Source organism: Novosphingobium sp. 1529 (assembly GCF_040544855.1).
Classification (GTDB): Bacteria; Pseudomonadota; Alphaproteobacteria; order Sphingomonadales; family Sphingomonadaceae; genus Novosphingobium; species Novosphingobium capsulatum.
The window spans coordinates 251,456-275,492 of the sequence record NZ_JBEPKW010000004.1 but is presented as its reverse complement, the minus strand read 5'-3'; the positions used below and the strand labels follow the sequence as shown (position 1 = coordinate 275,492).

Here is a 24,037-nt window from a genome sequence, read left to right as displayed (position 1 = left end):
CATGACCGACCAACAGATCCAGCAGCAGGTCAACCAGACGGCCTGGGCGGCGTGCGACACCTTCCGTGGCGCGGTCGATGCCGGGCAGTACAAGGATTACATCCTGGTGATGCTGTTCCTGAAATACATTTCGGATCAGTGGAACGAACATGTCGAGACCTACCGCCAGCAGTTTGGCGGGGATGATGCACGCATCCGCCGCCGGCTTGAGCGTGAGCGCTTTGTGCTGCCCGAAGGCGCCAGCTTTTATGACCTGCACGAGCGCCGCAACGAGGCCAACATCGGCGAGCTGATCAACGAGGCGCTGGAAGCCATCGAAAGCACCAACATCGCCAAGCTCGAGGGCGTGTTCCGCAACATCGATTTCAATTCCGAAGCCAATCTGGGCCGGGTGAAGGATCGCAACCGCCGCCTGAAGAACCTGCTGGAGGATTTCGCCAAGCCCGCGCTCGATCTGCGCCCCAGCCGCGTGTCGGAAGACATCATCGGCGAATGCTACATCTACCTGATTTCGCGCTTCGCCTCGGACGCGGGCAAGAAGGCGGGCGAGTTCTACACCCCGTCCGCCGTGTCGGGCCTGTTGGCGCGACTTGCCAATCCGCAGCCGGGCAACACGATCTGCGATCCGGCCTGCGGCTCCGGCTCGCTGCTGATCCAGGCATCGCAGCAGGTCGGGTCCGACAATTTCGCGCTCTATGGGCAGGAAGTGAACGGAGCGACCTGGGCGCTGGCGCGGATGAACATGTTTTTGCACGCCAAGGATGCCGCCCGCATCGAATGGTGCGACACGCTCAACAGCCCCGCATTGGTCGAGGGCGACCATCTGATGAAGTTCGACGTGGTGCTGGCCAACCCGCCGTTCAGCCTCGACAAGTGGGGCGCCGAGCACGCGGGCGACGATCCGTTCAAGCGGTTCTGGCGCGGCATTCCGCCCAAGTCCAAGGGCGACTACGGGTTCATCAGCCACATGATCGAGATCGCCAGGCGCCAGACCGGGCGCGTGGCTGTGATCGTGCCGCATGGCGTGCTGTTTCGCGGCGGCGGCGAAGGGGCGATCCGCAAGGCGCTGATTGAGGAAAACCTGCTCGACGCAGTGATCGGTCTGCCCGCCAATCTGTTCACCTCCACCGGCATTCCCGTGGCCATTCTGGTGTTTGACCGCAGCCGCGAGGAAGGCGGGGCAAACGAGGATCGGCGCGATGTGCTGTTCATCGACGCGAGCCGCGATTGCACCCCCGGCAAAACCCAGAACCTGCTGGAAGAAGGGCATATCAAGCGTATCGTCGACACCTACCGCGCTCGCTCCGAGGAGCCGAAATACTCCCACCGCGCCAGCCCGGAGCAGATCGCCGAGAACGACTTCAATCTGAACATCCCCCGCTATGTTGATACGTTCGAGGCGGAAGAGGAGATTGATGTCGCCGCCGTACAGGCGGATATCGACCGGATCGAGGGAGAACTGGCCGAAATGCGCGCGCAGATGCAGGCTTATTTGAAGGAGCTTGGCGTCAATGCGTGAGGGTTGGCGCAAAGGTGAGTTTCGAGATTGTGTCTCAGAAATCACGTCCGGCAAGAGCGTTAATTCGCTCGACGAGCCCGCGACGGGCAACTGCGTGGGCGTACTCAAGACAAGTTGCGTGTATAACGGCTTTTTTGACCCTCGAGAAAATAAGCGGGTGGTCGAAAACGAGGTTCACCTCGTCAAATGCAATGCCCGCAAGGGATCAATCATCGTAAGCCGTATGAACACGGCTTCGCTTGTGGGCGCAAGTGGATTGATAGAAGCCGACTACCCCAACCTGGTCTTGCCAGATCGCCTCTGGTTGGTTTCCGTAAAGTCAACAACCGATGTTCGGTGGTTTGCATGCATCATCGGCTCACCGGAAATGCGACGGCGCCTCAGTGACGCAGCTTCAGGCACTTCAGCGTCGATGAAAAATATATCACAAGAATCATTTCTCAATATCCCCATACTAATCCCCTCGCTTCCCGAGCAACACAAAGTCGCAGAAATCCTGCGCACTTGGGACGAGGCGATACGTAAGGCTTCTAGGATAGTTGAACTTCGTGAAGCGCACTATCGCGCACTGCGTGACAGACTTATCGATTGGCAGCATGGGCGCAGAAAAGCGCTCGGCCGTCTGGTAACCCCGCTGTCTCGCCCAGTACCACGCCCAAATGCATCATATAACGCCTTGAGTATTAGGAGCCATGGGAAGGGGACGTTTATTCGCCTCGTAAATGATCCGAACTCTGTCGCTATGGAAACGCTGTACGTCGCACGAAATGGCGATCTCATCGTCAACATTACCTTTGCTTGGGAGGGTGCTATCGCCCTTGTTCCGCCTGAGCACGACGGTTGTTTGGTTTCACACAGGTTCCCAACTTTTGTGCCAAATGTTGCCAATGTTGACGCCCGCTTCCTTCGGCACACACTTCGCATGTCGAGGTTCACGCACCTGCTGGGCCTAGTGTCTCCGGGGGGAGCGGGAAGGAACCGCGTTCTTAATAAGGGCGATTTTCTCGAACTTGAGGTGCCTTGCCCAGAACTGCGGCAGCAAGAAGCAATAACGCGGGCGCTTGATACAGCTGAAGCCGCCATCGCGAAGGCCACGGAATATCGTGATGCGCTGCAGCGCCAAAAACGCGGCCTGATGCAGAAACTGCTGACGGGCGAATGGGCTGTGCAACCTGATCTGGAGACTGCCGATGACTGATCTGAAACGCACCGCGATCATCTATGATTTCGACGGCACGCTGGCGCGGGGCAACCTTCAGGAAACCACCTTCATCCCCAACATCGGCATGTCGACTTCTGAGTTTTGGGGCGAGGTGAAGGCGCGGACCAAAGCCCACGATGCCGATGAAATCCTCGTCTACATGCACTTGATGCTGGAGAAGGCTCGTGAATGTGGCGTCGAGATCAAGGACAATGATCTGAAGGCCCATGGCAAAGAGGCCCCGCTGTTTCCGGGTCTGGCGAATGGCGAATGGTTCAACCGGATCAACGCACACGCTGCCGATCGGGGTCTTGCGCTTGAGCACTACATCATCTCATCCGGCATTCAGGAGATGATCGACGGTTGCCCGATCCGCTATGCCTTCCAGCAGGTCTTCGCCTCCAAGTTCATCTACATGGATGGGGTGGCGGCGTGGCCAGGCGTGGGCATCAACTACACCACCAAGACCCAATACCTGTTTCGCATCAACAAGGGGATCGACAACCACTGGAACAATGACGGCATCAACAAGTTCATGCCGCTGAATGAGCGCCCTGTGCCGTTCGACCGCATGATCTTTCTGGGCGATGGGGACACCGATATCCCCACCATGAAAATGCTGAGCTATCAGGGTGGCCATCCTGTCGCGGTCTATGATCCGAACCGCAGCGACCGTGACCTGAACAAGATCCACTCACTGATTTCCGATAGCAGGGTCGAGTTTGTGGCACCTGCGGATTATCAGGTGAAGTCGCAACTCGACATCATCATCAAGGGCATCATCGGGCGCATCGCCCGCAAATACGGATATCGCCCGGATGCCTGATTTTTCGGACTTCATCGTCTATGCCGACGAAAGCGGCGATCACGGGATGGTCAACATCGACCCGCAATACCCCGTGTTCGCGCTGGCGTTTTGCGTGATCCGCAAGGCGGATTACATGGCGCAAGTCGTACCGGCGATGCAGTCCTTCAAGTTCGGCATCTGGGGGCATGATGCCGTCGTGCTGCACGAGCATGAAATCCGCAAGACCACCGGCCCCTTCGGCCTGTTGAGGACCGATCGGGCGCTCCGGCAGCGGTTCATGGATGAGTTGAATGGCCTGATCGAGGGCGCGCCGATCACCATCTTTTCCTCGGTCGTGGACAAAGAAAAGCACCGGGCGCGGTATGCCAACCCCTGGAATCCCTATGAGATTGCCATGCACTTTTGCATGGAGCGACTGCACCAGATGCTGACGGCGCAGGGGCAGCAGGGGAAGACTGTCCATGTCATTTTCGAAAGCCGTGGACCGAAAGAAGATGGTGAGCTTGAGCTGGAATTCCGCCGGATCGCCACCAACAGCAACCAGTGGGGCTGGCGCCGCCACGATTTCAGCCAGTTCGATTTCCAGCCCGTGTTTATGTCAAAGGCGGCGAACTCGACCGGCCTGCAATTGGCAGACCTGACTGCGCGGCCGATTGGGCTTTCTGCCCTGCGCCCTGGCCAGCCCAATCGCGCTTTCGACATCATCAAGCCGAAGCTGGGAGGGCTGAAATGCTTTCCGTAAGTCTTTGTTCTGCGGGCAAAACAAAAGGGCTCCGGAAGCTCCAGAACCCTTTCGTCGACCGGGAAAAGCCCAATCCTTGAAAGGGTATATGGCCCATCTTGATGAAAATTTCAATCACTTTCCCGATCCGGAGTTTTGGCCGTGAGCTTTGAAGCCGCTGAAAAGCACCAGTCCCAGATCCCGGCGCTACAAATGCTGGTTGCGATGGGCTTTGTGCCGCTGTCGCAAGCCAAGGTGCTGGAACTGCGCGGGGATCGGCTGCGCAACGTGGTGCTGGATGACATCGCGGTCGAAAGCTTCATGCGGATCAACCGCTTCACCCACAAGGGCCGTGAATACCCGTTCGATCTGGAAGACGCGCACGAGGCTTTGCGCCGGTTGAAGCCCACGCCCGACCGGATCCGGGGGCTGAAGGCGACCAACCAGGACATTTATGACACGCTGGTGTTGGGCACCACGATCACCAAGGCGATCGACGGCGATTCCAAAAGCTACTCGTTCCGCTTCATCGATTGGGACAATCCGACCAACAACGCGCTGCATGTCACTGCGGAATTTGCCGTGGAACGCAGCGGCAGCACCCAGACCAAGCGATGCGATATCGTGGCCTTCGTCAACGGCATTCCGGTGCTGGTGATCGAAAACAAGCGCCCGACGGAGAGCCTGAAAAAGGCGGGCAGCCAGCTGATCGGCTATCAGAGCGAGGACAACATCCCGCAGCTGTTCTACTTTGCACAGCTGCTGGTTACGATGAACCGCGTGGACGCACGCTATGCCACGGTGGGCACGCCGCAGAAGTTCTGGGGCACCTGGCGCGATGAGGAAGATGGCGACGACACCATTGCTTCCTTTGCCAATCGGCCGCTGACCGTTGCCGAAAAGGATGCCGTGTTCTCCGGCGATTTTGCTGGGGCGCGGCGCTATTTTGACGCCATGGCGGCAGAAGGGCCGCGCACGGTGTCGCCGCAGGATCGGGCGCTCTACGCGCTATGCCGCCCGGGGCGGATGCTCGATCTGATTCGCCGCTTCACCGTTTATGATGGTGGCGTGCGCAAGGTAGCCCGGCACCAGCAGTTTTTCGGCATTCGCAAGGCGGTCGAGCGAGTGAAGCAGCGCGACATCACCGGCGGGCGCAAGGGGGGCGTGATCTGGCACACACAAGGGTCCGGCAAATCGCTGACCATGGTGATGCTTGGCCGCGCGCTGGCGTTGGACAAGGCGATTGTAAACCCGCGCATCATCATCGTGACTGATCGCGATGACCTCGACAAACAGATCAAGGGCACGTTCAAATCCTGCGACATGGAACCCGTGCGCGCCACCACCGGCGCCAACCTGCTGGAGCTGATCGAGCATAAAACGCCGCTGATCACCACCATCATCAATAAGTTCGACACCGCGCTGCGCGGCAGTGTGCAGCCCGACGACGACGCGAACATCTTCGTTCTGGTCGATGAAAGCCACCGCACTCAGACTGGCAAGCTAGGCGGGCACAGCCAGTTTGCCACCAAGATGCGGCGCCTGATCACCAATGCCTGCTACCTCGGCTTCACCGGCACGCCACTGCTGAAGAAGGACAAGAACACGCTTTCGACTTTCGGCGGCCTGATCCACAAATATGGCATCAACGAGGCCGTGGCCGACGAAGCGGTTGTGCCGCTGCTGTATGAAGGCCGCATGGTCGAGCAGCAGATTTCCGGCACCGTGATCGACAAGTGGTTCGAAAAGATCAGCGAGGGGCTGACCAATCAGCAAAAGGCCGACTTGAAACGGAAATTCTCACGCATGGACGCGCTGGCCAAAACGGGCCAGGCGATCCGGGCCAAAGCCTATGACATTTCGGAACACTACCGCCAGCACTGGCAGGGAACCGGTTTCAAGGCGCAGCTGGTTGCGCCGTCAAAGGCTGCGGCGATCCGATTCAAAGAGATGCTGGACGATATCGGCCATGTCGCCAGCGAGATCATCATGTCGCCCCCCAACGACAACGAGGGCAACGAGGAGGTCGACAAGGAATCGAAGGATCTGGTCCGCAAGTTCTGGGATCAGCAGATGGCCCAGTACAAGACCGAGGAGGAATACAACCGGCAGATCATCGATGCCTTCAAGGGATCAGGCGATCCGGAAATCCTGATTGTCGTGTCAAAGCTGCTGACAGGCTTCGATGCGCCGCGCAACACGGTACTCTATGTCTGCAAGCCGCTGAAAGAGCACAATCTGCTTCAGGCGATCGCGCGCGTGAACCGTCTGTTTGAAGAAAATGGCGTTGAGAAGCAGTTCGGCTTCATCATCGATTATGAAGGGCTGCTGGGCGAGTTGGACAATGCGCTGACCACGTACAGCGCGTTTGATGGCTATGACGACGGCGATCTGGCGGGCACCGTGCATGATGTGCGTGAGGAGATCCGCCGGCTGCCGCAATTGCATGATCAGCTTTGGGATTTGTTCAAATCCGTCCGCAACAAGAAGGACATGGAGGAATTCGAGCGCTTCCTGGCCGATGAGGCGATCCGGCACGATTTCTATGAGCGGCTGAAGGCCTATGGACGGTGCCTGCATATCGCCATGTCGTCGGACAAGTTCCTCGATGTGTTTGACGAGATCAAGGCCGACGCCATGAAGCGTGATTGGAAGCGGTTTTCGGAACTGCGGCGCTCGGTCCAGCTGCGCTATCAGGAAATCGTCGACATCAAGGAATTCGAGCCGAAGATCCAGAAGCTGCTCGACGATCATGTCGTGGCCTTGCCCGCCGAGACGATCATCGAGGTGGTGAACATCAACGATCCTGAGGCGCTGAAAGCCGTGGTCGAGGAAAACGGGGTGTCGGAAGGCTCAAAGGCGGACCGGATCGCCAGCGCGACCCGCCGCACCATCACCGAGAAAATGGACGAAGACCCGGCATTTTACCGCCAGTTCTCAGACCTGCTGGAAGAGACGATCCGCGCCTATCGCGAAAGACGGCTATCGGAGCGCGAATATCTGGGCAATGTCGTCGATCTGGCTAGCAAGGTGGCGCGCAAAGATCGTGGCCGCCATGTGCCCGATGTAGTGAAGGGTGATGACGACGGACAGGCTTTTTTCGGCCTGCTCGACGGCCAATTGTCTAGCGAGGCTGGTGAGGCAATCGATCAGGACACCGCGGCGCAAGTGGCCATCGATATCATCGCGATCGTCAGAGCCCATCACATCGTTGGCGTTTGGACCAATGATGTGGCGCAGAACAACATGCGCAACGCGATCGACGACTATTTCTTCGACGTGTTGCGCGACGAAAAGGGCATCGGCGTTCCCGTCGAAAAGCTTGATGATCTGGAGCAAAAGATTCTCGACCTCGCCCGGGCGCGCTTTCCGTGACCGAAGAACCCGTGCTCAATGTTGAATACGGTGCCACCCGCATCGAGTGTCGCGTCGTCCGCCGGGCCCGCAAGACCCTGGAAATCGCGGTGGAACCCGACATGTCGGTGGTCATCGCCGCACCGATGGACGCGACCGCTGAGGCGATCGAGGCGAAAGTCCGCAAGCGCGCGGCGTGGATCATCCGTCAGCAACGCTTCTTCACGCAATTCATGCCAAGGATGCCTCAGCGCCAGTTCGTCGCGGGGGAAACCCACCGGTACCTAGGGCGCCAATACCGGCTGAAAGTCGTGCCCCATGTCCAACAAGGAGTGAAATTGAATCGCGGCTTCATCGTCGTCCAGACCCATCGACCATTTAGTCCGGATGCCACCCGCGAACTAGTCGAGGGCTGGTATAAAGACAGGGCGCACACAAAGTTTGCTGAGCGTATCGACGTCAATCTCCAGCGATTCTCTGACAGCGAATCTCGTCGCCCCAAAGGCGTGATTATCCGGCAAATGAAGCAGCGGTGGGGCTCAATGTCACCGGGCTGTCGCCTGATGCTGAACCGCCGGCTGATCGAGGCGCCGGTGGACGCGATCGATTACGTCATCACGCACGAGCTTTGCCATGTGACCGAAGCGCACCACGGGCAGGCGTTCTACGATCTTCTGGCAAGAGTGTTACCGGACTGGGAGCGACGCAAGCAGAGGCTGGAGCAGGCAATGGCGTGAAGAGAGATAGGGCTATGTGCATTGCCGCCCTCAAAGTGGTCATTCGGGCTCCTTGGTCTGGACATCGGAACCCGCCATACGTTCACACTGGCCGCTGCTCTGCTGAAGGAGGTGGTCTGGGACTCTTCTGCCTTTCGCGAGTGATGTGACGAACGGGATTATGCTGAAAGCAGACGTTGACCCAGCTTGGGCAAAGGAGTTTATCAGACATAGATGGACGGCATGGCGAAGCGCACGAAGCTGATCACACCGGAGGTGGAAACGGCGTACTTGCGCATGTTCGCGGAAAGCTATGCACGCAACCGGCGGCTGATGAACGCGCAGCGCTTCAACGCCGGGCAATTGACCATGAATCTTGTGAAGGCGCCGGACGATCCGGGAGAGGGCGAGCCGGCCTTCCAAGACGATCTGGCGCGATTTGGGGACGGGTTACGCGCTGCGGAGATTCCGTACCACCAGACTGCGATCGCGATGGATTCCGTGGATGCCCACGGTTTTACATTGCCCGAGTTCGTCGTCGCGATGCAGGCGCTGGGACCGCCGGCGATCACGGCCATCGCCGGATATGCCGTTGCATGGATGCAGTCCCGCAAGGGGCGCAGCATTCGCATCGCCATCGGGGATGTAGAGGTCGAAGCATCGACGCTGGATCAAGTCGAGCATGCGCTGCAGAAGGCCTTGACGCTCAGAGATCGCCAAACGGTCGGTGCAGCGGCACCTTCGACCTCGAACCACACCCATCACGACGAGGGCGAGTTGACCATGTCAATCGAAGACGACGAAATCAGAGGGGTACTGCTGAAGCATTTCCACAACCTGCGGCATAGCAATGGTGGGTGGGTGCCGATCTCTGAAACCGTTCTCGCACCCCATCCGGTTGAGCTGCGAGTTATCGGGAGTGTGTGCCAGCAGCTTGCCGACATAGGCCTCATCGATTGGAAGGCGCTTGCAGGCGACGGGGGCATTGCGGCCGGAATGGCCAAGATCACGGGCAAGGGAGTGGCGGCGGTTGAACGCCGCGGCTCTTCGGAAATCTCTATCCGCTTTCCGTCGAACGATGGTTCCGCGCGAGACTCTCGGGCGAGCGAACCGCAATATACGCCGGAGGCAGCAAGCGCGGTCTATGCTGCGATCGAGGGTTTGGTTGCTGCCGGCAAGCGTGCCTATGCCCATAGTGTCCCGCTAGAGGCCCAAAACATTCTGCTCAAGCACTTTGGTGGAAGGCTCCGACCGGCCGAGGCGTCGGATCAAATAAAGGCGGCCATCGTCGGATTGGCGGAGAGCGATAAGATCGAGATCCATCCAGAGCCGCGCAAGGATTGGCTGATTTTGGAGCGCGAAATTTTGGAGGAAATCGTTGTGCCAGAAGTCAGTAGGAAAATATTTGTGGTTCACGGTCGGGACGACGCGGCAAAGAACGAAGTTTCCCTGTTTCTCGGAGCGATCGGATTGGAACCGATCATTCTGCATATGCGCCCCAACGGGGGGCGGCACTTGCTCACCAAATTTCGGGAAGAGGCCGATGGCGCCGATTTCGCAGTGGTGCTGATGACGCCCGATGATGAAGGTGGCCTAGCGGGTGTCGCTGATCGGAAGCCCAGAGCGCGGCAAAATGTCGTGCTCGAACTTGGATTTTTCCTCGGAAAGCTTGGGCCAGCCAACGTGGCCGCGCTCGTGAAAGATGATGTCGAAAAACCATCAGACTTTGACGGTATTGCCTACATTCCCTTCGATGCCGGCGGGACCACCTGGAAGACACTGCTGGCTCGCGAGTTGCAGCACGCGAAGGTGCCATTTGATCTTGCGAAGGTTCTGACCGCATGAACCGGTTCTGTCGTAAGTTTTTCCCCAAGTCTGCTATCCGGATGGAAAGATGCTGATTTTCAAGGGTGTGTGATATTCAAGGGGCGGCATTTCGAAGGCTCGGTGATCATCTGTGCCGCAGTCGCCTTCATAACGGCCGTTCAGGCGCCTGAGTTCGTACTCTGCAAGCGGTCGTTTGTTTATCGATTTCGCAGCCTCCGGGAATGGCCTGGGATGGAGGTTAGCTGCTGTTCCCTTGCTCGGTCGCGAGCGCGTCGATAAGCCGTCGCGATGGAGACAGTTTTCGACCTTTGGTTCATCCGCCAATATGGTGATCGCGAGGACACAGAGCTTCATATCGGTATCTACGCATCGGAGGCAGATGCTCTCGCGGCGGTCGATGCTCTCAAGGGAAAACCGGGCTTCTGCGATTATCCCAACGGTTTTGAGGTCATACCTACAAAGCTTGGTATGACTGGCTGGCAAGATGGATTCGTCACGAACATCGGGCCGCCGCCGAAAGATGCGGCAGGTCAGGCGTTCGACCTCCCCGCGTGGCTCTAAGCAATGTCCGCAAGTGATGTCGTGGACGGCTCTCCATCCCCGCGGAGTCGATCTAATCTGCTCCGGTAGAATGGAGGAGAAGTGCCATGACGGACGTACATGTGGTCGGATTGGACATCGCGAAGTCGGTCTTCCAGCTGCACGGGCTGGATGAGGCTGGCACCATAGTTTTGCAGAAGCGACTGACACGAGCGAGGTTGCTGCCGTTTTTCGAAAAGTTATCGCCTTGCCTGGTCGGAATCGAGGCCTGCGCGACGTCGCATTATTGGGCTCGCGAGATCGCCAAATTTGGTCATGAGGTACGGCTGATGCCTGCTCAATATGTGAAGCCCTATGTGAAGCGCCAGAAGAACGACATGGCCGATGCCGAGGCGATCGCGGAGGCAGTGACGCGCCCCACCATGCGTTTCGTTGCGCCGAAAGCGCCCCAGGAGCAAAGCGCAATGATGCTGCACAAGGTGCGCCTGATGCTCAACCGTCAACTGGTGATGCTCACCAATGCCATTCGTGCGCACATGGCTGAGTTCGGGATCGCCGCGCCGGTGGGGCGCATCGGCGTAGACCGGCTGCTCAAGGTCATCGAGGATGGGACCGATGAACGTCTTCCTGCAGCAGCACGTCAGTGCCTGCAGATGCTTGTTGCCCAATTGAGCCTTGTGAAACAGCAGATCCTCGAAAACGATCGCCAAGTCCTCGGCCTGGCCCGTTCAACGGAGCTTGGTCGTCGTCTCATGGAAGTGCCCGGCATCGGGCCACTGGTAGCCTCGGCATTGATAGCATGCATCCCCGACCCGTCGGTATTCCGGTGCGGCCGTAACATGGCAGCGTGGATGGGCCTGGTGCCACGGCAAAACTCATCGGGCGGCAAGGAGCGGCTTGGCTCCATCACCAAGGCGGGCAATCGCTATCTGCGCCAGATGCTCTTCACGGGCGCCATGGCCGTGATCCGACGCGCGATGCAGAGCACGCGCCGCACATGGCTCGTACGTCTACTTGAGCGCCGTAAGCCGAAGGTTGCTGCCATCGCACTGGCAAACAAGAACGCTCGGATCGCATGGGCCATGATGATGCGCGGAGACCGCTGTCGCGAGCCGATGGCTATCGCCGCATGATACCGCGCGGCTGAAGGCTGCGCTTCGAGGTTGGAAAGGGCAAAGGAGCTATTGCACAAAAGCCGGTCGACACCGCCGGATCAGACCACCCTACTACGCCCAAGCACTCCGAGTGCGAGCAAGTGATCAGGGATCCGGTCCGCGGAAGGCATTATGGCCAGCGGCAACGACAGCCGCATCAAAGGTCGGACACATGGCCGCACCGACCACCAAGTGCACACGCCCAAACCCCTTGCCAACGGAGAGCCGTCCACACATGGGCGCGAGCTGTCATTTTGATCATCGCCTCGTCCTCCGCCACGATCGCCGCGATAGGCGACGTTCGCGGCCCCATCCTATATCGCCGATACCGGACATCTATTCAGGTGCTGTAAAAGCCCGCCGTCATCATTGACACTCCAGGCCCACGATCTAGGCTTCGTTTGTAAATAGCCGTTCGGGAGTTGGGTGTATGGCAGGCACGTTGCGTGATCGCATCCGTCGCCGGGCGGGCAGCCCGGCGGTCCGCCTTTTGTTCGCCTGTTTTATCGGCCTTGCCCTTCTGATCCCGCTCATGATGGTGAAAGGGCTGGTGAGCGATCGCCAACAGCAGGCGCAGACCGCGCGGGAAGCGATCACCGCAGGCTGGGGCGGTGCGCAGGTGCTGGCGGGCCCGGTGCTGGTGGTGCCTTTCCGCACCACCCAGGTCGAGAACGTGACCGACAATGGCAAGCCTGTGACGCGGGTGAGCGAGGTTGAGAAGCTGGTCTATATCTCGCCCGTCGACCACCAAATACGCACCATGGTCACGCCTGAGGCGCGAGCTAAATCGATCTATCGCACCGTGGTTTTCACCGCTCAGGTCGCAGGGCATGCCACATTCCAGCTTCCCGATGATCTGGCGCATTTTTCGATCACGCGTGAGCGTTTGATGTGGGACCGCGCGGAATTGCGCATGGGGGTTTCTGATGCACGCGGGCTGATCGGCACGGCAAAACTAGTGGCTGGCGGCAAAGCGCTGGAGGTGCAGCCAGGGCACGGCCCGGGGTCAACCAGCGGACAGGGCTATTTCGCCTTTGCCCCGTGGGATGGCAAGGGCTCGCTCAGCGTTGACTATGCGTTTGGCGTGCGCGGCAGCCAGTCGCTATCGCTGGTGCCGCGTGGCGGGGCCACGCGCTGGACGGTCACCGCACCTTGGCCTAGCCCCAGTTTCATTGGCGGCTTCCTTCCGGTGAGCCGCAGCGTGACCGGCACAGACTTTTCCGCCGAATGGCAGGTGGGCAAGCTGGCGCTCGGCCAACCGCCGCTGGGCATGGAAGAGCCGGGGCTGGCATTGGTGGAGGCGCCGCAAAACAGGTTCGGCTTTGCCGAGGCTATTCAGGCGGCGGACGTCAAATCGTCCTCCGGCGACAGCGCCGCCGGAAGCGCCAGCGAGCAAATTTCGGGCAACAGCCAGACGGTGGGTGTGGCGCTGATCGAGCCGGTCAACCTCTATGCCAAAGTGGATCGCAGCGTGAAATATGGCGCGCTGTTCATCCTCTTCACCTTCCTCACCTATTTCCTGTTCGAGGTCGTGGCCAAGGTGCGCGTTGCCTCGGCGGAATACTTGCTGGTGGGCGCGGGGTTGGTGCTGTTTTTCGCCATGCTGCTGGGTTTTGCCGAGGTGATCGGCTTTTCCTGGGCCTATCTGGTGGCAGGCGCCGCGATGATCGGGCTGCTCACCGCCTACAGCGCGGCCGTGCTGGACAGTTGGCGGCGTGCCCGTCTGGTTGGCGCAGTGCTGACCGCCCTGTTCGCGGGGATATACGCCTTGCTCAGCTTGGAAGCCTGGTCCTTGGTGATCGGTTCGGTGGTGCTCTTCATCGCGCTGGCCGGGACGATGTATGCCACGCGGCGGCTGGATTGGGGAGCGTCAGGCGACGAAAGCGTGTAGAGCGGGGAGCATCATGGCGCCTTTTATTGCACGCAAACGCCCCAAAACTGGTCATTTTCGGCTCTAGAGGCTGTTATGAACCGGTCATCAACGAAATGGCCTGTTTACTCATGATCGTGGCGAAGGCGACAAGATGGAGGCCCGCGAGTGTCTCGGCATAGCGCTCGTAGTCCTTGACGAGCCTGCGGAAGCGCGTGGCCCATGCGAAGGATCGCTCGACAACCCAGCGGCGCGGCAGCAGAACGAAACCACGTTTGGCTTCGGGCAGTTTGACGATCTTGAGATCGATGCCGTGCCGGGCCGCGGCCTGAGCGGTGGATTGACCGGTGTATCCCTGATCGACCCAGGCTATTTCCACGCTGTCGTCGGTGACGGCCTGAATGGTTCGGGCCATGGTTTCGACCTCACCGCGATCCTGAGCGCTGGCAGATGTGACATGCAAGGCCAGCAGGTTGCCCAGCGTATCGACCGCAATATGCACCTTGGAGCCGTTCTTGCGCTTGGCTCCGTCATAACCACCGCGTTCGCCGCTTTCGGGCGTCGAGCGCAAGGTCCTGCTGTCGATGATCGCAGCGCTTGGCTCGGCCTTGCGTCCCGCCGCTAGGCGCAGCACCACGCGAAGATCGTCAATCAGCGCCTCGAAGCATCCCGCCGCCAGCCAGCGCTGCGTCTGCTGGTAAACGGCCGGCCACGGCGGCAGGTCGTTGGGCATCCATCGCCAAGGCGCGCCAGTCTTCACAATGTAGCGCAAGCCGTTGAACACCTCGCGCAGGCTGTGTTCGCGCTGCCCGACGTCCTCGGGCAAAAGCGTCAGATAGGGCGCCAGCAACGACCATTCTTCATCGCAGACGTCTGACGGGTAAGGCTTGCGGCGTTTCTCCATACAAGCCTTTGAATCTATTCAGACGCGCAAGTCCATAACAGCCTCTAGTTGATCACCTGCAAAACAGTCATTTGTTCAGGTCGTGCCGGGTGGACAAGCTTCGCCCGGTGGGCCGTTTAGGTCGAGGGCTCGGCGAGGTCGGACTCTGCAAGAGGCCCGCTTTTCAGCCGGTGGGGAGGCGCCAGGGCGATGGCCGGGCTTCCTCAGGCATCGCGTGCGCAGCGAAAGCCGATGTGGCTCGTCGGGCTGTCGATGGTGTGCGCGTGGCGCGCCGCCGGGCGGTACCGCTGGCAATAGGATGGCGCACATAGATGCGACCCGCCCTTCATCACCTTGCGGGGCGTCCTGATCGCCGGAGTCGCAGCGTCGACGCTCCTGGCGCGAAATCCGCCCCGGGGATTGTCGATGACGCAGCACGACGGCTTCTTGCGGGCGCGGCCGGCGTCCGGAAGGCTCCACCAGTCTTCACAGATTTCCCAGACGTTGCCGATCAGGTCGTAAAGGCCGTAGGGATTGGCGGGATAGGCCCGCACCGGGCTGGTTCGCACCCAGCCATCGTCAGCAGTGTTGGCAAAGGGGAACAGGCCCTGCCACGTGTTGGCCCGGTGCTCGCCACCCGGGGCCAGTTCGTCGCCCCAGGCATAGTCCGCGCCGTCCAGCGTGCCACGCGCCGCGAATTCGAATTCCGCCTCGGTCGGCAGCCGCTTGCCCGCCCAGGCGGCATAGGCTGCGGCATCCGGATAGCAAACCTGCACGACCGGATGATCCATGAGGTCGGCGATGCTGCTGTCGGGCCCGGTCGGATGCCTCCAGTCCGCGCCCTTGACCCAGCGCCACCATTGGCTTGCATCGTGCAGGTCGACCGGCACATCCGTCATCGTAAAAACCAGCGAACCTGCGACGGCGAGCGCCGGGTCCATGTCGGGATAGTCGCGGGGGTCGGGGGCTTGTTCTGCCACCGTGAGATAGCCGGTTTCCTGCACGAAGCGCGCGAACTGGGCATTGGTGACCGGTGTTTCATCCAGCCAGAAGGCAGAAACGTGCACGCGGCGCAAAGGCGCCTCTTCGGGATAGAATGTCTCCGATCCCATCGTGAAGATGCCTTCGGGAACCAAGATCATCGTATCGTGCCTGCCGTCCATCGGGTTCAGTCCTTGGCGCATCTTCGGACGCGGGTCAAACACGGTGCCGGCCCGTCCACAGACGGGCCGGCGTGCTGGCCGGATCAGAACTTCCGGCGCAGCGACAGCGACCATTCGCGCGGCGCTGCCACCGTTCCGGTCGTGATGCCGATCGGCAGGCGGGTCTTGTTCAAATAATAGAACTTGTCGCCGATATTGGTGACGGCCAGGGCAAGCGACCAGTTGTGCTCCTGCGACGTCCAGGTAACGCGGCCATTGACCAACGTGTAGCCTGGGACGTTCGACAGGGGATTATTGTCGATGTTGGTGAAGAACGAGGATTGATAGGCAACATCGACGCGCGGCGTGATGCTGCCGGCATCGCCGATCATCGCTTCGTACTGGATGCCAAGGCTGCCCTTCCACTTGGTGATGAAAGGCGCCTGCGAGGCCAGCGTGATGTTCGCGATCGTCGCCCCGTTGGCACCGATGCTCTTGAGCTTGAAATCGAGGTAGCTCAAACTCGCGTCGATGCTCAGCCCCCGCACCGGCGCCGCATGCAGTTCGGCCTCGAGGCCCTGCAGGCGGGCGTTGCCGGCGTTGGTGGGCGTCGAGTTCTGCGGGGTGATGACGACCCCGCCGACGACCGTCGGCGCGGTGTTCATGAAGATTATATCCTTGTAATCGTTCATGAAGCCCGAAAGGTTCAGCTGCACCCTCCGGTCGAGCAGATTGGTCTTCAAGCCCACTTCATAGGCCGAGAGCGTTTCCGGATTGAACGGCACCACCTGCTGCACGACGAACGGTCGCGGATTGACGCCGCCCCCGCGATAGCCGGTGGAGAACTGGGCATAGCCCATGATGTCCGACGTGAACTTGTAGCTTGCGTTGAGGCGATAATCGACGCGGCTCCGGGCGAAATGCCCGACGGCACCGTCGATCAGCCGCTGCGCGGTGTAGGACGTCTGGCTGATGTCGAAAGGATTTTGCCGCTCGTAATAGTAGTCCTTCTTGTCATCGGTGTATCGGATGCCACCGGTCAGGTCGAACTTGTCGGTTACGTGGAACACGCCATGCGCAAAGGCAGAAATGCTGCGCGACGGAATACGGTCATTCGAATAGAATACGGAGCCAAAAGGTGCACCTGGTGCAATGATGTTGCCGCCGACGATCGAGCTATTCGCCTTGTAGTAATAGGCGCCGAGCGTCCAATCGAGCCGGTTGTTGAAGCTGGAGGAATTGATCCTCAGCTCCTGCGTGAACTGGCGGTGGCCGTTGGTCACGGTGCTGGTGTTGATACCGAACGGCGTGCCATCGAAGTCCGTACCATAGCGCCCCGAAATGTCCTGGTAGGCGGTGATGGTCTTGATGGCCACATCGCCCAATTTCCAGTCGAGCGTCAGGGCAGCATCCCAAGTCCGCAGTCTGGTATTCGGCTGCCAGACCGTGGTCGGATGCGAACCGGCGGCGTCGGTGAACGCGGGAGTCTGGTAGGTGGAATAGTTGCTGTATTCGTTTGGCGGGGTGAGGAAGATCGACTGGTTGGCAATACCGGGCGTCAGAACCGGGGATACTGCAATTGCCACCAGCTTGGTCGCCGTGGGTTCGGAATCGTCGACAAGCCGGCTTCCGGAGACATTCACCTCGAGGTTGTCCGTGGCCAGCCAGCGCAGGGCGAGCCGGGCTGCCGTGTAATTGGTGCCCCCTTCGCGGCCGATTGCGCAATTGCCCGAGTTGCCCGCCTGGGAAGGCACGACCCCCGTATAGGCCGGGTTGCGGCACCCGAAATCATAGCGGGTCAGGTACCCATCCTGATGGCGGGTAACCCCGGAAATGCGTGCAAAGAGCTTGTCGTCCACCAACGTGAGATCGGCGCCACCACGCACATCCAGGCGATCACGGGAGCCGGTCGTGGCCTCGATGAAGCCACCGTTGGTTCCATTGGGCTTTTTCGTGTACAGCTTGACTGCGCCGCCGATAGAGTTCTTGCCGGCCAGCGTCCCCTGCGGCCCGCGCAGGATTTCCACGCGATCGAGATCGAGCAGGTCGAGCTGGGCACCAAACACCGCGCCCCGATAGACATCGTCGATATAGAGGCCAACGCCCGGTTCGTAGGCGAAGCTCGTGTCGGCCTGACCGATGCCGCGGATGAAGATCGCGGCACCCGGACCGAAGGCAGATCCGGTCGGCTTCAGCACCACGTTGGGCGAGCTGTTGCTGAGATCGGTGATCGTGTTGTAGCTGCGCGACAGCAGCGCATCGCCGCTCAGGGCGGTAATGGCGATCGGCGTATCCTGCAGCCTCTGGCCGCGAAACTGCGCGGTCACGACAATGTCGTTGATCGCAGGCGGTGCATCGGCTGCCGCTGCAGCAGACGCGCTGGCTTGCACCTTCGCATCGGCGGCCGCACCTGCGCTCGCCTGGGCCTGGGCCAGTGCCGGCAAGGCAAGCGCCAGCAGCGCGCAACCGCTCTTGAAAATCAGAGCCTTCATTTCAAAATCCCCTCAAGTTTGGTCGATTATTTTTTTAGATCGATATCGATGGAACGCAGTGTCGCATCGGCGAGCGCGCCCTTGCGCGCGCCCGGCATCAGTTCGGTAAGCCCCGCGCGACCCACATAGGCATTGCCGAACACCCGATAGAGCTTGGCAAGCGAACGCGAATCCACCGCCTTGCCGTCGACCGACAAAGTCAGCGTCGCGGCCTGTGCGCCGCCGGCGGGGTTGGCGGCAAAGCTCACGGTGATGTCGTGCAATCCGGGCTGAAGCGCCGCCTTGCCCGACAGTTCTTCACGCTCCTGTTCCCGGCCCGTCGGATTGTACAGGAAGACCGGAAAGCCGTTTTCGAGCGACAGGCCGTACCCTCCGAAAAGATCTCCCGCGATGAGGAGAGGCCCGCGCGCGGCGCTGCTGCCGACGGTCACATGCGCCGTCGCCGACCAGCCTTGCCTCACGCCGGGAAAGCTGTTGGCGGGATAGCGGGTATCGCCGGGATAATAGGTCAGATGGTCGCGCCCTGCCAGCAGGTCGGGACGGTTCGACGGGGCAAAGCGCGTCATCAGGTCGGCGCCCAGCGGATAGACGTGGTTGCGAACGGCCGCCTTGTCGAACTTCTTTTTCAGCTCTGCCAGTTTCGCCGGATATTGCGCAGAGACGTCGTTGGCCTGCGAATAATCATTGTTGAGGTCATAGAGCTCCCAGTGGAACTTGTTGGGGTCCACGGGCGCATGATGGCGTTCCCAGGGGGCAACTTCGGGTGTCGTCGAGGCAAGCCAGCCGTTGCTGTAATAGGAGCGGTTGCCCAGCATCTCGAAATACTGTTCGGTATGCCGGCTGGGTGCCGCCGCGTCGTTGAAAGTGTAGACCAGGCTGACGCCGTCCATCGGCTGTTGCTTCACGCCATCGACGGCCAGTGGAGCCTTAATCCCGACGGCTTCGTAGATGGTCGGGGCGATGTCGATCACGTGTCCGAACTGCGTGCGCAGGCCGGAGGATTTGATCCGCGCGGGCCAGCTGATCGCCAGGGCATCGCGCAAGCCGCCCAAGTGCGAGGCAACCTCCTTGCCCCACTGGAATGGCGTGTTGGTCGCCCATGCCCAGGGCGCGGGATAGTTCCCGAAGGCGAATGGCCCGCCATGATCCTGGATATTGCGCTCGACCTCCTTGTATGTCGGCTCGATGCCGTTCAGGCTCGCCAGCTCGTTGTTTGCGCCGTTGATGCTTTCGTCGCTCGCGCCGTTGTCGCCGTGGAGAAAGATGATCAGCGTATTGTCGAACTGGCCGCTTTCCTTCAGCCAGTCGATCACGCGCCCGATCTGATAATCGCTTTGTGCCAGCTGCGCCGCGGCAACTTCCATCATGCGCGAGGCGGCAGCCTGCTCCTCGCTGCTGAGGCTGTCCCAGGCGGGCATGGCCGCGGGCCGCGGGGTCAGGACCGCATTGGCCGGCACGATGCCCAACCGCTTCTGGCGCTCGAACGTCTGCTCGCGCAGCTTGTCCCAGCCCATTGCGAACTGGCCCTTGAAGCGCGCGATCCAGTCGGCGCTCACCTGGTGCGGCGAGTGCAACGTGCCCGGCGCCCAATAGGCGAAGAACGGACGGCCCGGCTGTACCGTGTGGTGGACCTGCATCCAGTGCAGCAGATGTTCGGCGAGGTCACGATCGAGATTGTAGCTCGCATCGTTGGCCGGCGGGTCTATCGGATTGCGGTTTTCGATCAGTTCCGGCGAGAATTGGTCCGCCATCGCGGCATTGAAACCATAGAAGTAATCGAAGCCCATGGCATTGGGCCAATGGTTGAACGGCCCGGTCGGCCCGGTTTCCCAGACCGGGGTATTGTGGTTCTTGCCGACCCATGCCGTGTCGTAGCCGTTCAGCTGGAGGACGCGGCCGATGGTCGCTGCGCTGTCGGGAATCACCGAGGTGTAGCCGAGCTGATCGGTGGCGAGGTTGCTGATCGCCCCGGATTCCACGGCGTGGTGGTTACGTCCGGTCAGCAAGGCAGCCCGGGTGGGCGAGCACATCGCGGTCGTGTGGAACGCGTTGTAGCGCAAGCCGCCGAGCGCAAGGCTGTCGAATACCGGGGTCGGGATGACACCGCCGAAACCGGTCGACGCCGAAAAGCCGACGTCGTCGGTCATGATCAGCAATACGTTAGGTGCCCGCGCCGGTGCGCTGGGTTGCTTGGGATAGTTTTTGAAACCATCGGATGTAGGCGCGGCAGTTGCTGGCACCCAAAGCCCTGCATTAACAACAAGACCAAAAGCCAGTGCCGTTTTCGCCACGCCTTTGATCGCCCTGGTCAGGCGCCGCTTCTTCATCCCGCTCTCCATGTCCGCCAGATTTTCTTGGCCGGAAGTTCCCGTGGAACCGATACTAGGGGCCGAAACGCCGGGGACATAAAATGCTGCGGCACATCTTGGTGCCACCCCCTCCGCTCGCATCGTCCTTGTTTGGAGATTTTGCGTAGCATTTTGTTGAACGGCAACGGGGCAACATGTTATCAGACCGTCAATTAAAAGGTTATCGGTAGGAGGAGAGGCGTGCCAACGCTCAGGCGACTGGAAGTGTTTTTGGAAGCCGCCGAGGACTGCAACTTCCGCAGGACCGCCGACCGCCTGGACATGAGCCAGGCCGGATTGAGTAACCATATCCTGTTGTTGGAAAAGGAACTGGGCTACCCCGTTTTCGAGCGGCGTCGCGGCAGATCGCCGGAACTCGCCCCTGCCGGAAAAGCACTGCTCGAGCAGGCAAGGGCGGCGCTGAACGCAGCAAGAGTCTTTCGGGGCAAGACGGCCGAACAGGAAGGAGAAGGCGGAAAAATCCGGTTCGACGTAACGATACGAAACTATGTCCTGCGGCATTCCATCATGCCTGCACTACCGCCATTTCTTGACCGGCATCCCAATATCGACATCGAATTCGACATCGTCGACAAGACCACCGACATCATCGCCAGGGTGGGGTCGGGTAAAAGTCATTTCGGCGTCTATCGCGGCCATTCGCCGGGGTCCGACAGCAAGATCCGTTCCATCGTCCTTGGCAGTTCGGGAACGTATCTGTTTGCTTCTCCCGAGCTAGCGCAGCGCGCTCGCGATGGCGTCCCCTTGGACGAACTGCCTTTCATGCTGCCGAAGAAAGACACGGAAATGGGCACCGCGATCGAGCGAACCCTGGCAGAGAACGGCATCGTCCCCAAGCTCGTGACGGCACGGTCGCAGTTCCCCGAGACGCTGGGGGAGTGGGTTGCCGAAGGCCGGGGCATCAGCTTGCTGTTCATGGGGCACATGCAACGCTATCTGTCGGCGGGCAGCGTCGCCGTGATCAGTCCGCCGATCGGACACTGGAACAACATCCTGATCACTTCCTTGGAAGAACGCAGCCCGCATCTCCAGACAATGATCGCGTTTTTTCGCGATGCATTCGCCGCTTCCGAACAGATCGGCCCGACCGAATCCTGACTCCGGGATTGCCGCCCTGGCCCCCTCGTTTACCCGGTAAATGAGGAGAGGAGGCGAGGCCGCAATTTGCTTGCCTATTTCGGTGGTGCTTGCAGCGTGACGCTCAGCCCCTGAATCTCGCAATCGCACGTGTCCGGGATCGTCGGCAGCGCAGGATTGTAGCTGAACGGGGCGATGCCGTTCCGGCCGACATAGGCGTCGCCATGGCCGCGCACCTTGAGCGACGTGCGGGCCTGATCGACTTGGCTGCCATCGACGCGCAATTGCAGGACGGTCGCGCCCGCCTCGGCCGCAAAGTGAAGCTCGATCTGGTGCGTTCCGGCTTTCAGCGCCTGAGCACTCCTCAAGACGACGAAGTTCCGTTCGTCGCCAACGCTGTAGAGGTAGGCAGGCCGGCCTTCGTCGAGCAGAAGCGCCTGTCCGCCGAAATGGTCGCCCTGGACCAGGATAGGGCCGCTATCCCGGCCTCCTGCCGTGGCCACGGTGGCCGCGATGGTCCAGCCGGGTCCGATTGCCGGGAACGAGGAGGCCGGATAGCGGGTGTCACCCGGCTCGTACCGGAAGGTCGTTCGATTGGCGACAAGAGAGGGGCGCAGGGTGGGGCTCATGCGCTCCAGCAGCTTGGCATCGAGTGGCAGGACGTGATTTTGCCTCGCCGCGCGGTCGAAAGCCGCCTTCAGTTCGGCCAGCTTGCCGGGAAACTGCGCCGAGACATCGCGCGATTGCGACCAGTCACGGTGCAAGTCATAGAGCGCCCACTTGAAAGTCTTCGGGTCGACAGTGCCGGCGGCTGACCACGGCATGTTGCCGGGTAGCGTCGAGGCCATCCACCCATCCTTGTAATAGGCGCGATTGCCCAGCATCTCGAAGTATTGCTCGCGATGGCGGGAGGCGGCGTCGGCGTGGTCGAACGTATAGACCATGCTTGTGCCGTCGATCGGCTGTTGCTTCACCCCATCGACCGAGGCGGGCGCCTTGATCCCTGCGGCTTCGTAGATGGTGGGCGCGATGTCGACGACATGCGTGAACTGGGTGCGGATCTGCCCTATCTGCTTGATCCTCGCCGGCCAACTGACGACCATGCCGTCGCGCAAGCCACCTAGATGCGAGGCAACGCGCTTGCCCCACTGGAACGGCGCGTTCGTCGCCCATGCCCAGCCTGCCGGGTAGTTGCCGAACGAGGCAGGACCACCATGCTGATCGGAATCGCGCGCCATGTCGGCGTCCTTGGCCTCCATGCCGACGATGGTCAGCAATTCTTGGTGCGAACCGCGATAATCTTCCATGCTCGCACCATTGTCGCCCTGGATATAGACGACCATGGTGTTCTCCAACTGGCCGGAGGCGCGCAGCGCATCGATGATCCGGCCGGTCTGGGCATCGAAATAGGCCAGTTGGGCCGCGGCGACCTCCATCATCCTGGCATAGGTGCGCTGCATGTCGGGGCTCAGGTCGTTCCAGGCCGGCAGTCCCTCGGGCCGGGCATTCAGGACGGCGTCGGTCGGAACCATGCCCATTTTCTTCTGCCGCGCGAACGTTTCCTCGCGCAGCTTGTCCCATCCCTGATCGAACTGGCCCTTGAAGCGGGCGATCCACTCCGTCGGCGCCATATGCGGCGCGTGCATCGATCCCGTGGCCAGATAGGCAAAGAAGGGATGATCGGGCCGAAGGGTGTGCTGCATGTCGATCCAGTGGATCGCATGGTCCGCCAGATCACGGTCGAGGATGTAACCGGGCTGGTGCGGCGGCCGCACCGGATTGCGGTTTTCGATCAGCGCAGGGTTGAACTGGTCTGCGTACGGCGCATTGAAGCCATAGAAATAGTCGAAGCCCCAGGCGTTGGGCCAGTTGTCGAACGGGCCCATGGGTCCGTTCTCCCAGACCGGCGTGTTGTGGTTTTTGCCGAAGAACGCCGTGTCGTAGCCGTTCATCTTCAAGACCCGGCTTATCATCGCCGCACTTTTGGGAATGACCGAGGTGTAGCCCGCATCGTCGAGCGAGACGTCGGAGATGGACCCGCTGGCAACCGCATGGTGATTGCGACCGGTCAGCAGGGCGGCACGCGTGGGCGAACACATCGCGGTCGTGTGGAACGCGTTGTAGCGCAGGCCCTGCGCCGCCAGAGCGTCGAAGGTGGGCGTCGGGATGGGTCCTCCGAAGGTGGACGCGGCACCGAAGCCCACGTCGTCGGCAAGGATCAGCAGGACGTTGGGTGCCTGCGGCGAAGCCTGTGGGGGCTTGGGATAGGCATGCCAATCCGGCCCGGCCGGCGCGGCCAGCCCCGCGACCGGAAGCGCCAGCGCCGCAAAAGCTGCAGAGGCCAGCAGCATGGCCCCGCCCACC

The 24,037-nt window shown here is 60.7% G+C and carries 16 protein-coding genes; 11 read left to right on the top strand and 5 right to left on the bottom strand.

All coding sequences use genetic code 11. The features are described 5' to 3' along the window. Position 1: 1 nt before the first annotated feature. From ABIC78_RS11535 to creD, 10 genes are all read left to right on the top strand, one after another. Positions 2 to 1,519, top strand: a complete 1,518-nt coding sequence (locus ABIC78_RS11535) for a type I restriction-modification system subunit M (protein WP_309806625.1) — start codon at positions 2 to 4, stop codon at positions 1,517 to 1,519. After that, positions 1,512 to 2,717: a restriction endonuclease subunit S gene (locus tag ABIC78_RS11530; protein ID WP_171793805.1), complete on the top strand. Its 1,206-nt coding sequence runs from the start codon at positions 1,512 to 1,514 to the stop codon at positions 2,715 to 2,717. The genes ABIC78_RS11535 and ABIC78_RS11530 overlap by 8 nt, the downstream gene beginning before the upstream one ends. Continuing rightward, entirely contained in the window at positions 2,710 to 3,546 is an 837-nt protein-coding gene (locus tag ABIC78_RS11525) for a haloacid dehalogenase-like hydrolase (RefSeq protein WP_171793804.1), read from the top strand. Before ABIC78_RS11530 ends, ABIC78_RS11525 begins: the two co-directional genes overlap by 8 nt. Next, on the top strand, positions 3,539 to 4,270 hold the full coding sequence (locus ABIC78_RS11520; protein ID WP_171793803.1) for a DUF3800 domain-containing protein: 732 nt from the start codon (positions 3,539 to 3,541) through the stop codon (positions 4,268 to 4,270). Before ABIC78_RS11525 ends, ABIC78_RS11520 begins: the two co-directional genes overlap by 8 nt. 192 nt (positions 4,271 to 4,462) lie before the next feature. Continuing rightward, positions 4,463 to 7,624 carry a type I restriction endonuclease subunit R gene (locus ABIC78_RS11515; RefSeq protein ID WP_216656103.1) on the top strand — a complete coding sequence of 1,054 codons (3,162 nt, stop codon included), beginning with the start codon at positions 4,463 to 4,465 and terminating at the stop codon, positions 7,622 to 7,624. Further along, positions 7,621 to 8,340 carry a M48 family metallopeptidase gene (locus ABIC78_RS11510; protein WP_171793801.1) on the top strand — a complete coding sequence of 240 codons (720 nt, stop codon included), beginning with the start codon at positions 7,621 to 7,623 and terminating at the stop codon, positions 8,338 to 8,340. The genes ABIC78_RS11515 and ABIC78_RS11510 overlap by 4 nt, the downstream gene beginning before the upstream one ends. A 213-nt stretch (positions 8,341 to 8,553) precedes the next feature. Continuing rightward, a complete protein-coding gene (locus ABIC78_RS11505) occupies positions 8,554 to 10,164 on the top strand; it encodes a TIR domain-containing protein (RefSeq protein ID WP_354489758.1) in 1,611 nt (536 codons plus the stop codon). Between the two features lie 270 nt (positions 10,165 to 10,434). Then, positions 10,435 to 10,707: a hypothetical protein gene (locus ABIC78_RS11500; RefSeq protein ID WP_354489756.1), complete on the top strand. Its 273-nt coding sequence runs from the start codon at positions 10,435 to 10,437 to the stop codon at positions 10,705 to 10,707. Positions 10,708 to 10,793: 86 nt separating this feature from the next. Further along, complete coding sequence (locus ABIC78_RS11495; protein WP_354489754.1) at positions 10,794 to 11,819, top strand: IS110 family RNA-guided transposase; 1,026 nt, start codon at positions 10,794 to 10,796, stop codon at positions 11,817 to 11,819. A gap of 451 nt (positions 11,820 to 12,270) precedes the next feature. Next, positions 12,271 to 13,731 (top strand): cell envelope integrity protein CreD, encoded by a 1,461-nt coding sequence (creD, locus tag ABIC78_RS11490; protein WP_354489752.1) that lies wholly within the window; start codon positions 12,271 to 12,273, stop codon positions 13,729 to 13,731. Between the two features lie 73 nt (positions 13,732 to 13,804). Here creD and ABIC78_RS11485 read toward each other — a convergent pair whose 3' ends face one another. The 4 genes from ABIC78_RS11485 to ABIC78_RS11470 form a co-directional block, all read right to left on the bottom strand. Continuing rightward, positions 13,805 to 14,614: an IS5 family transposase gene (locus ABIC78_RS11485; RefSeq protein ID WP_169041292.1), complete on the bottom strand. Its 810-nt coding sequence runs from the start codon at positions 14,612 to 14,614 to the stop codon at positions 13,805 to 13,807. 203 nt (positions 14,615 to 14,817) lie between these two features. Next, a complete protein-coding gene (locus ABIC78_RS11480; RefSeq protein WP_502915674.1) occupies positions 14,818 to 15,756 on the bottom strand; it encodes a formylglycine-generating enzyme family protein in 939 nt (312 codons plus the stop codon). 83 nt (positions 15,757 to 15,839) lie between these two features. After that, the gene (locus ABIC78_RS11475) at positions 15,840 to 18,179 is read right to left on the bottom strand and encodes a TonB-dependent receptor (protein ID WP_169041291.1); all 2,340 of its coding nucleotides are present in this window, start codon (positions 18,177 to 18,179) and stop codon (positions 15,840 to 15,842) included. Between the two features lie 74 nt (positions 18,180 to 18,253). Beyond that, positions 18,254 to 20,554, bottom strand: a complete 2,301-nt coding sequence (locus ABIC78_RS11470) for an arylsulfatase (protein ID WP_169041290.1) — start codon at positions 20,552 to 20,554, stop codon at positions 18,254 to 18,256. Between the two features lie 222 nt (positions 20,555 to 20,776). On the opposite strand from ABIC78_RS11470, the gene ABIC78_RS11465 reads away from it, so the two are divergent. Beyond that, positions 20,777 to 21,694 (top strand): LysR family transcriptional regulator, encoded by a 918-nt coding sequence (locus ABIC78_RS11465; RefSeq protein WP_169041289.1) that lies wholly within the window; start codon positions 20,777 to 20,779, stop codon positions 21,692 to 21,694. A 74-nt stretch (positions 21,695 to 21,768) separates the two neighbouring features. Here ABIC78_RS11465 and ABIC78_RS11460 read toward each other — a convergent pair whose 3' ends face one another. Further along, the gene (locus ABIC78_RS11460) at positions 21,769 to 24,024 is read right to left on the bottom strand and encodes an arylsulfatase (protein ID WP_354489749.1); all 2,256 of its coding nucleotides are present in this window, start codon (positions 24,022 to 24,024) and stop codon (positions 21,769 to 21,771) included. Positions 24,025 to 24,037 lie beyond the last annotated feature (13 nt).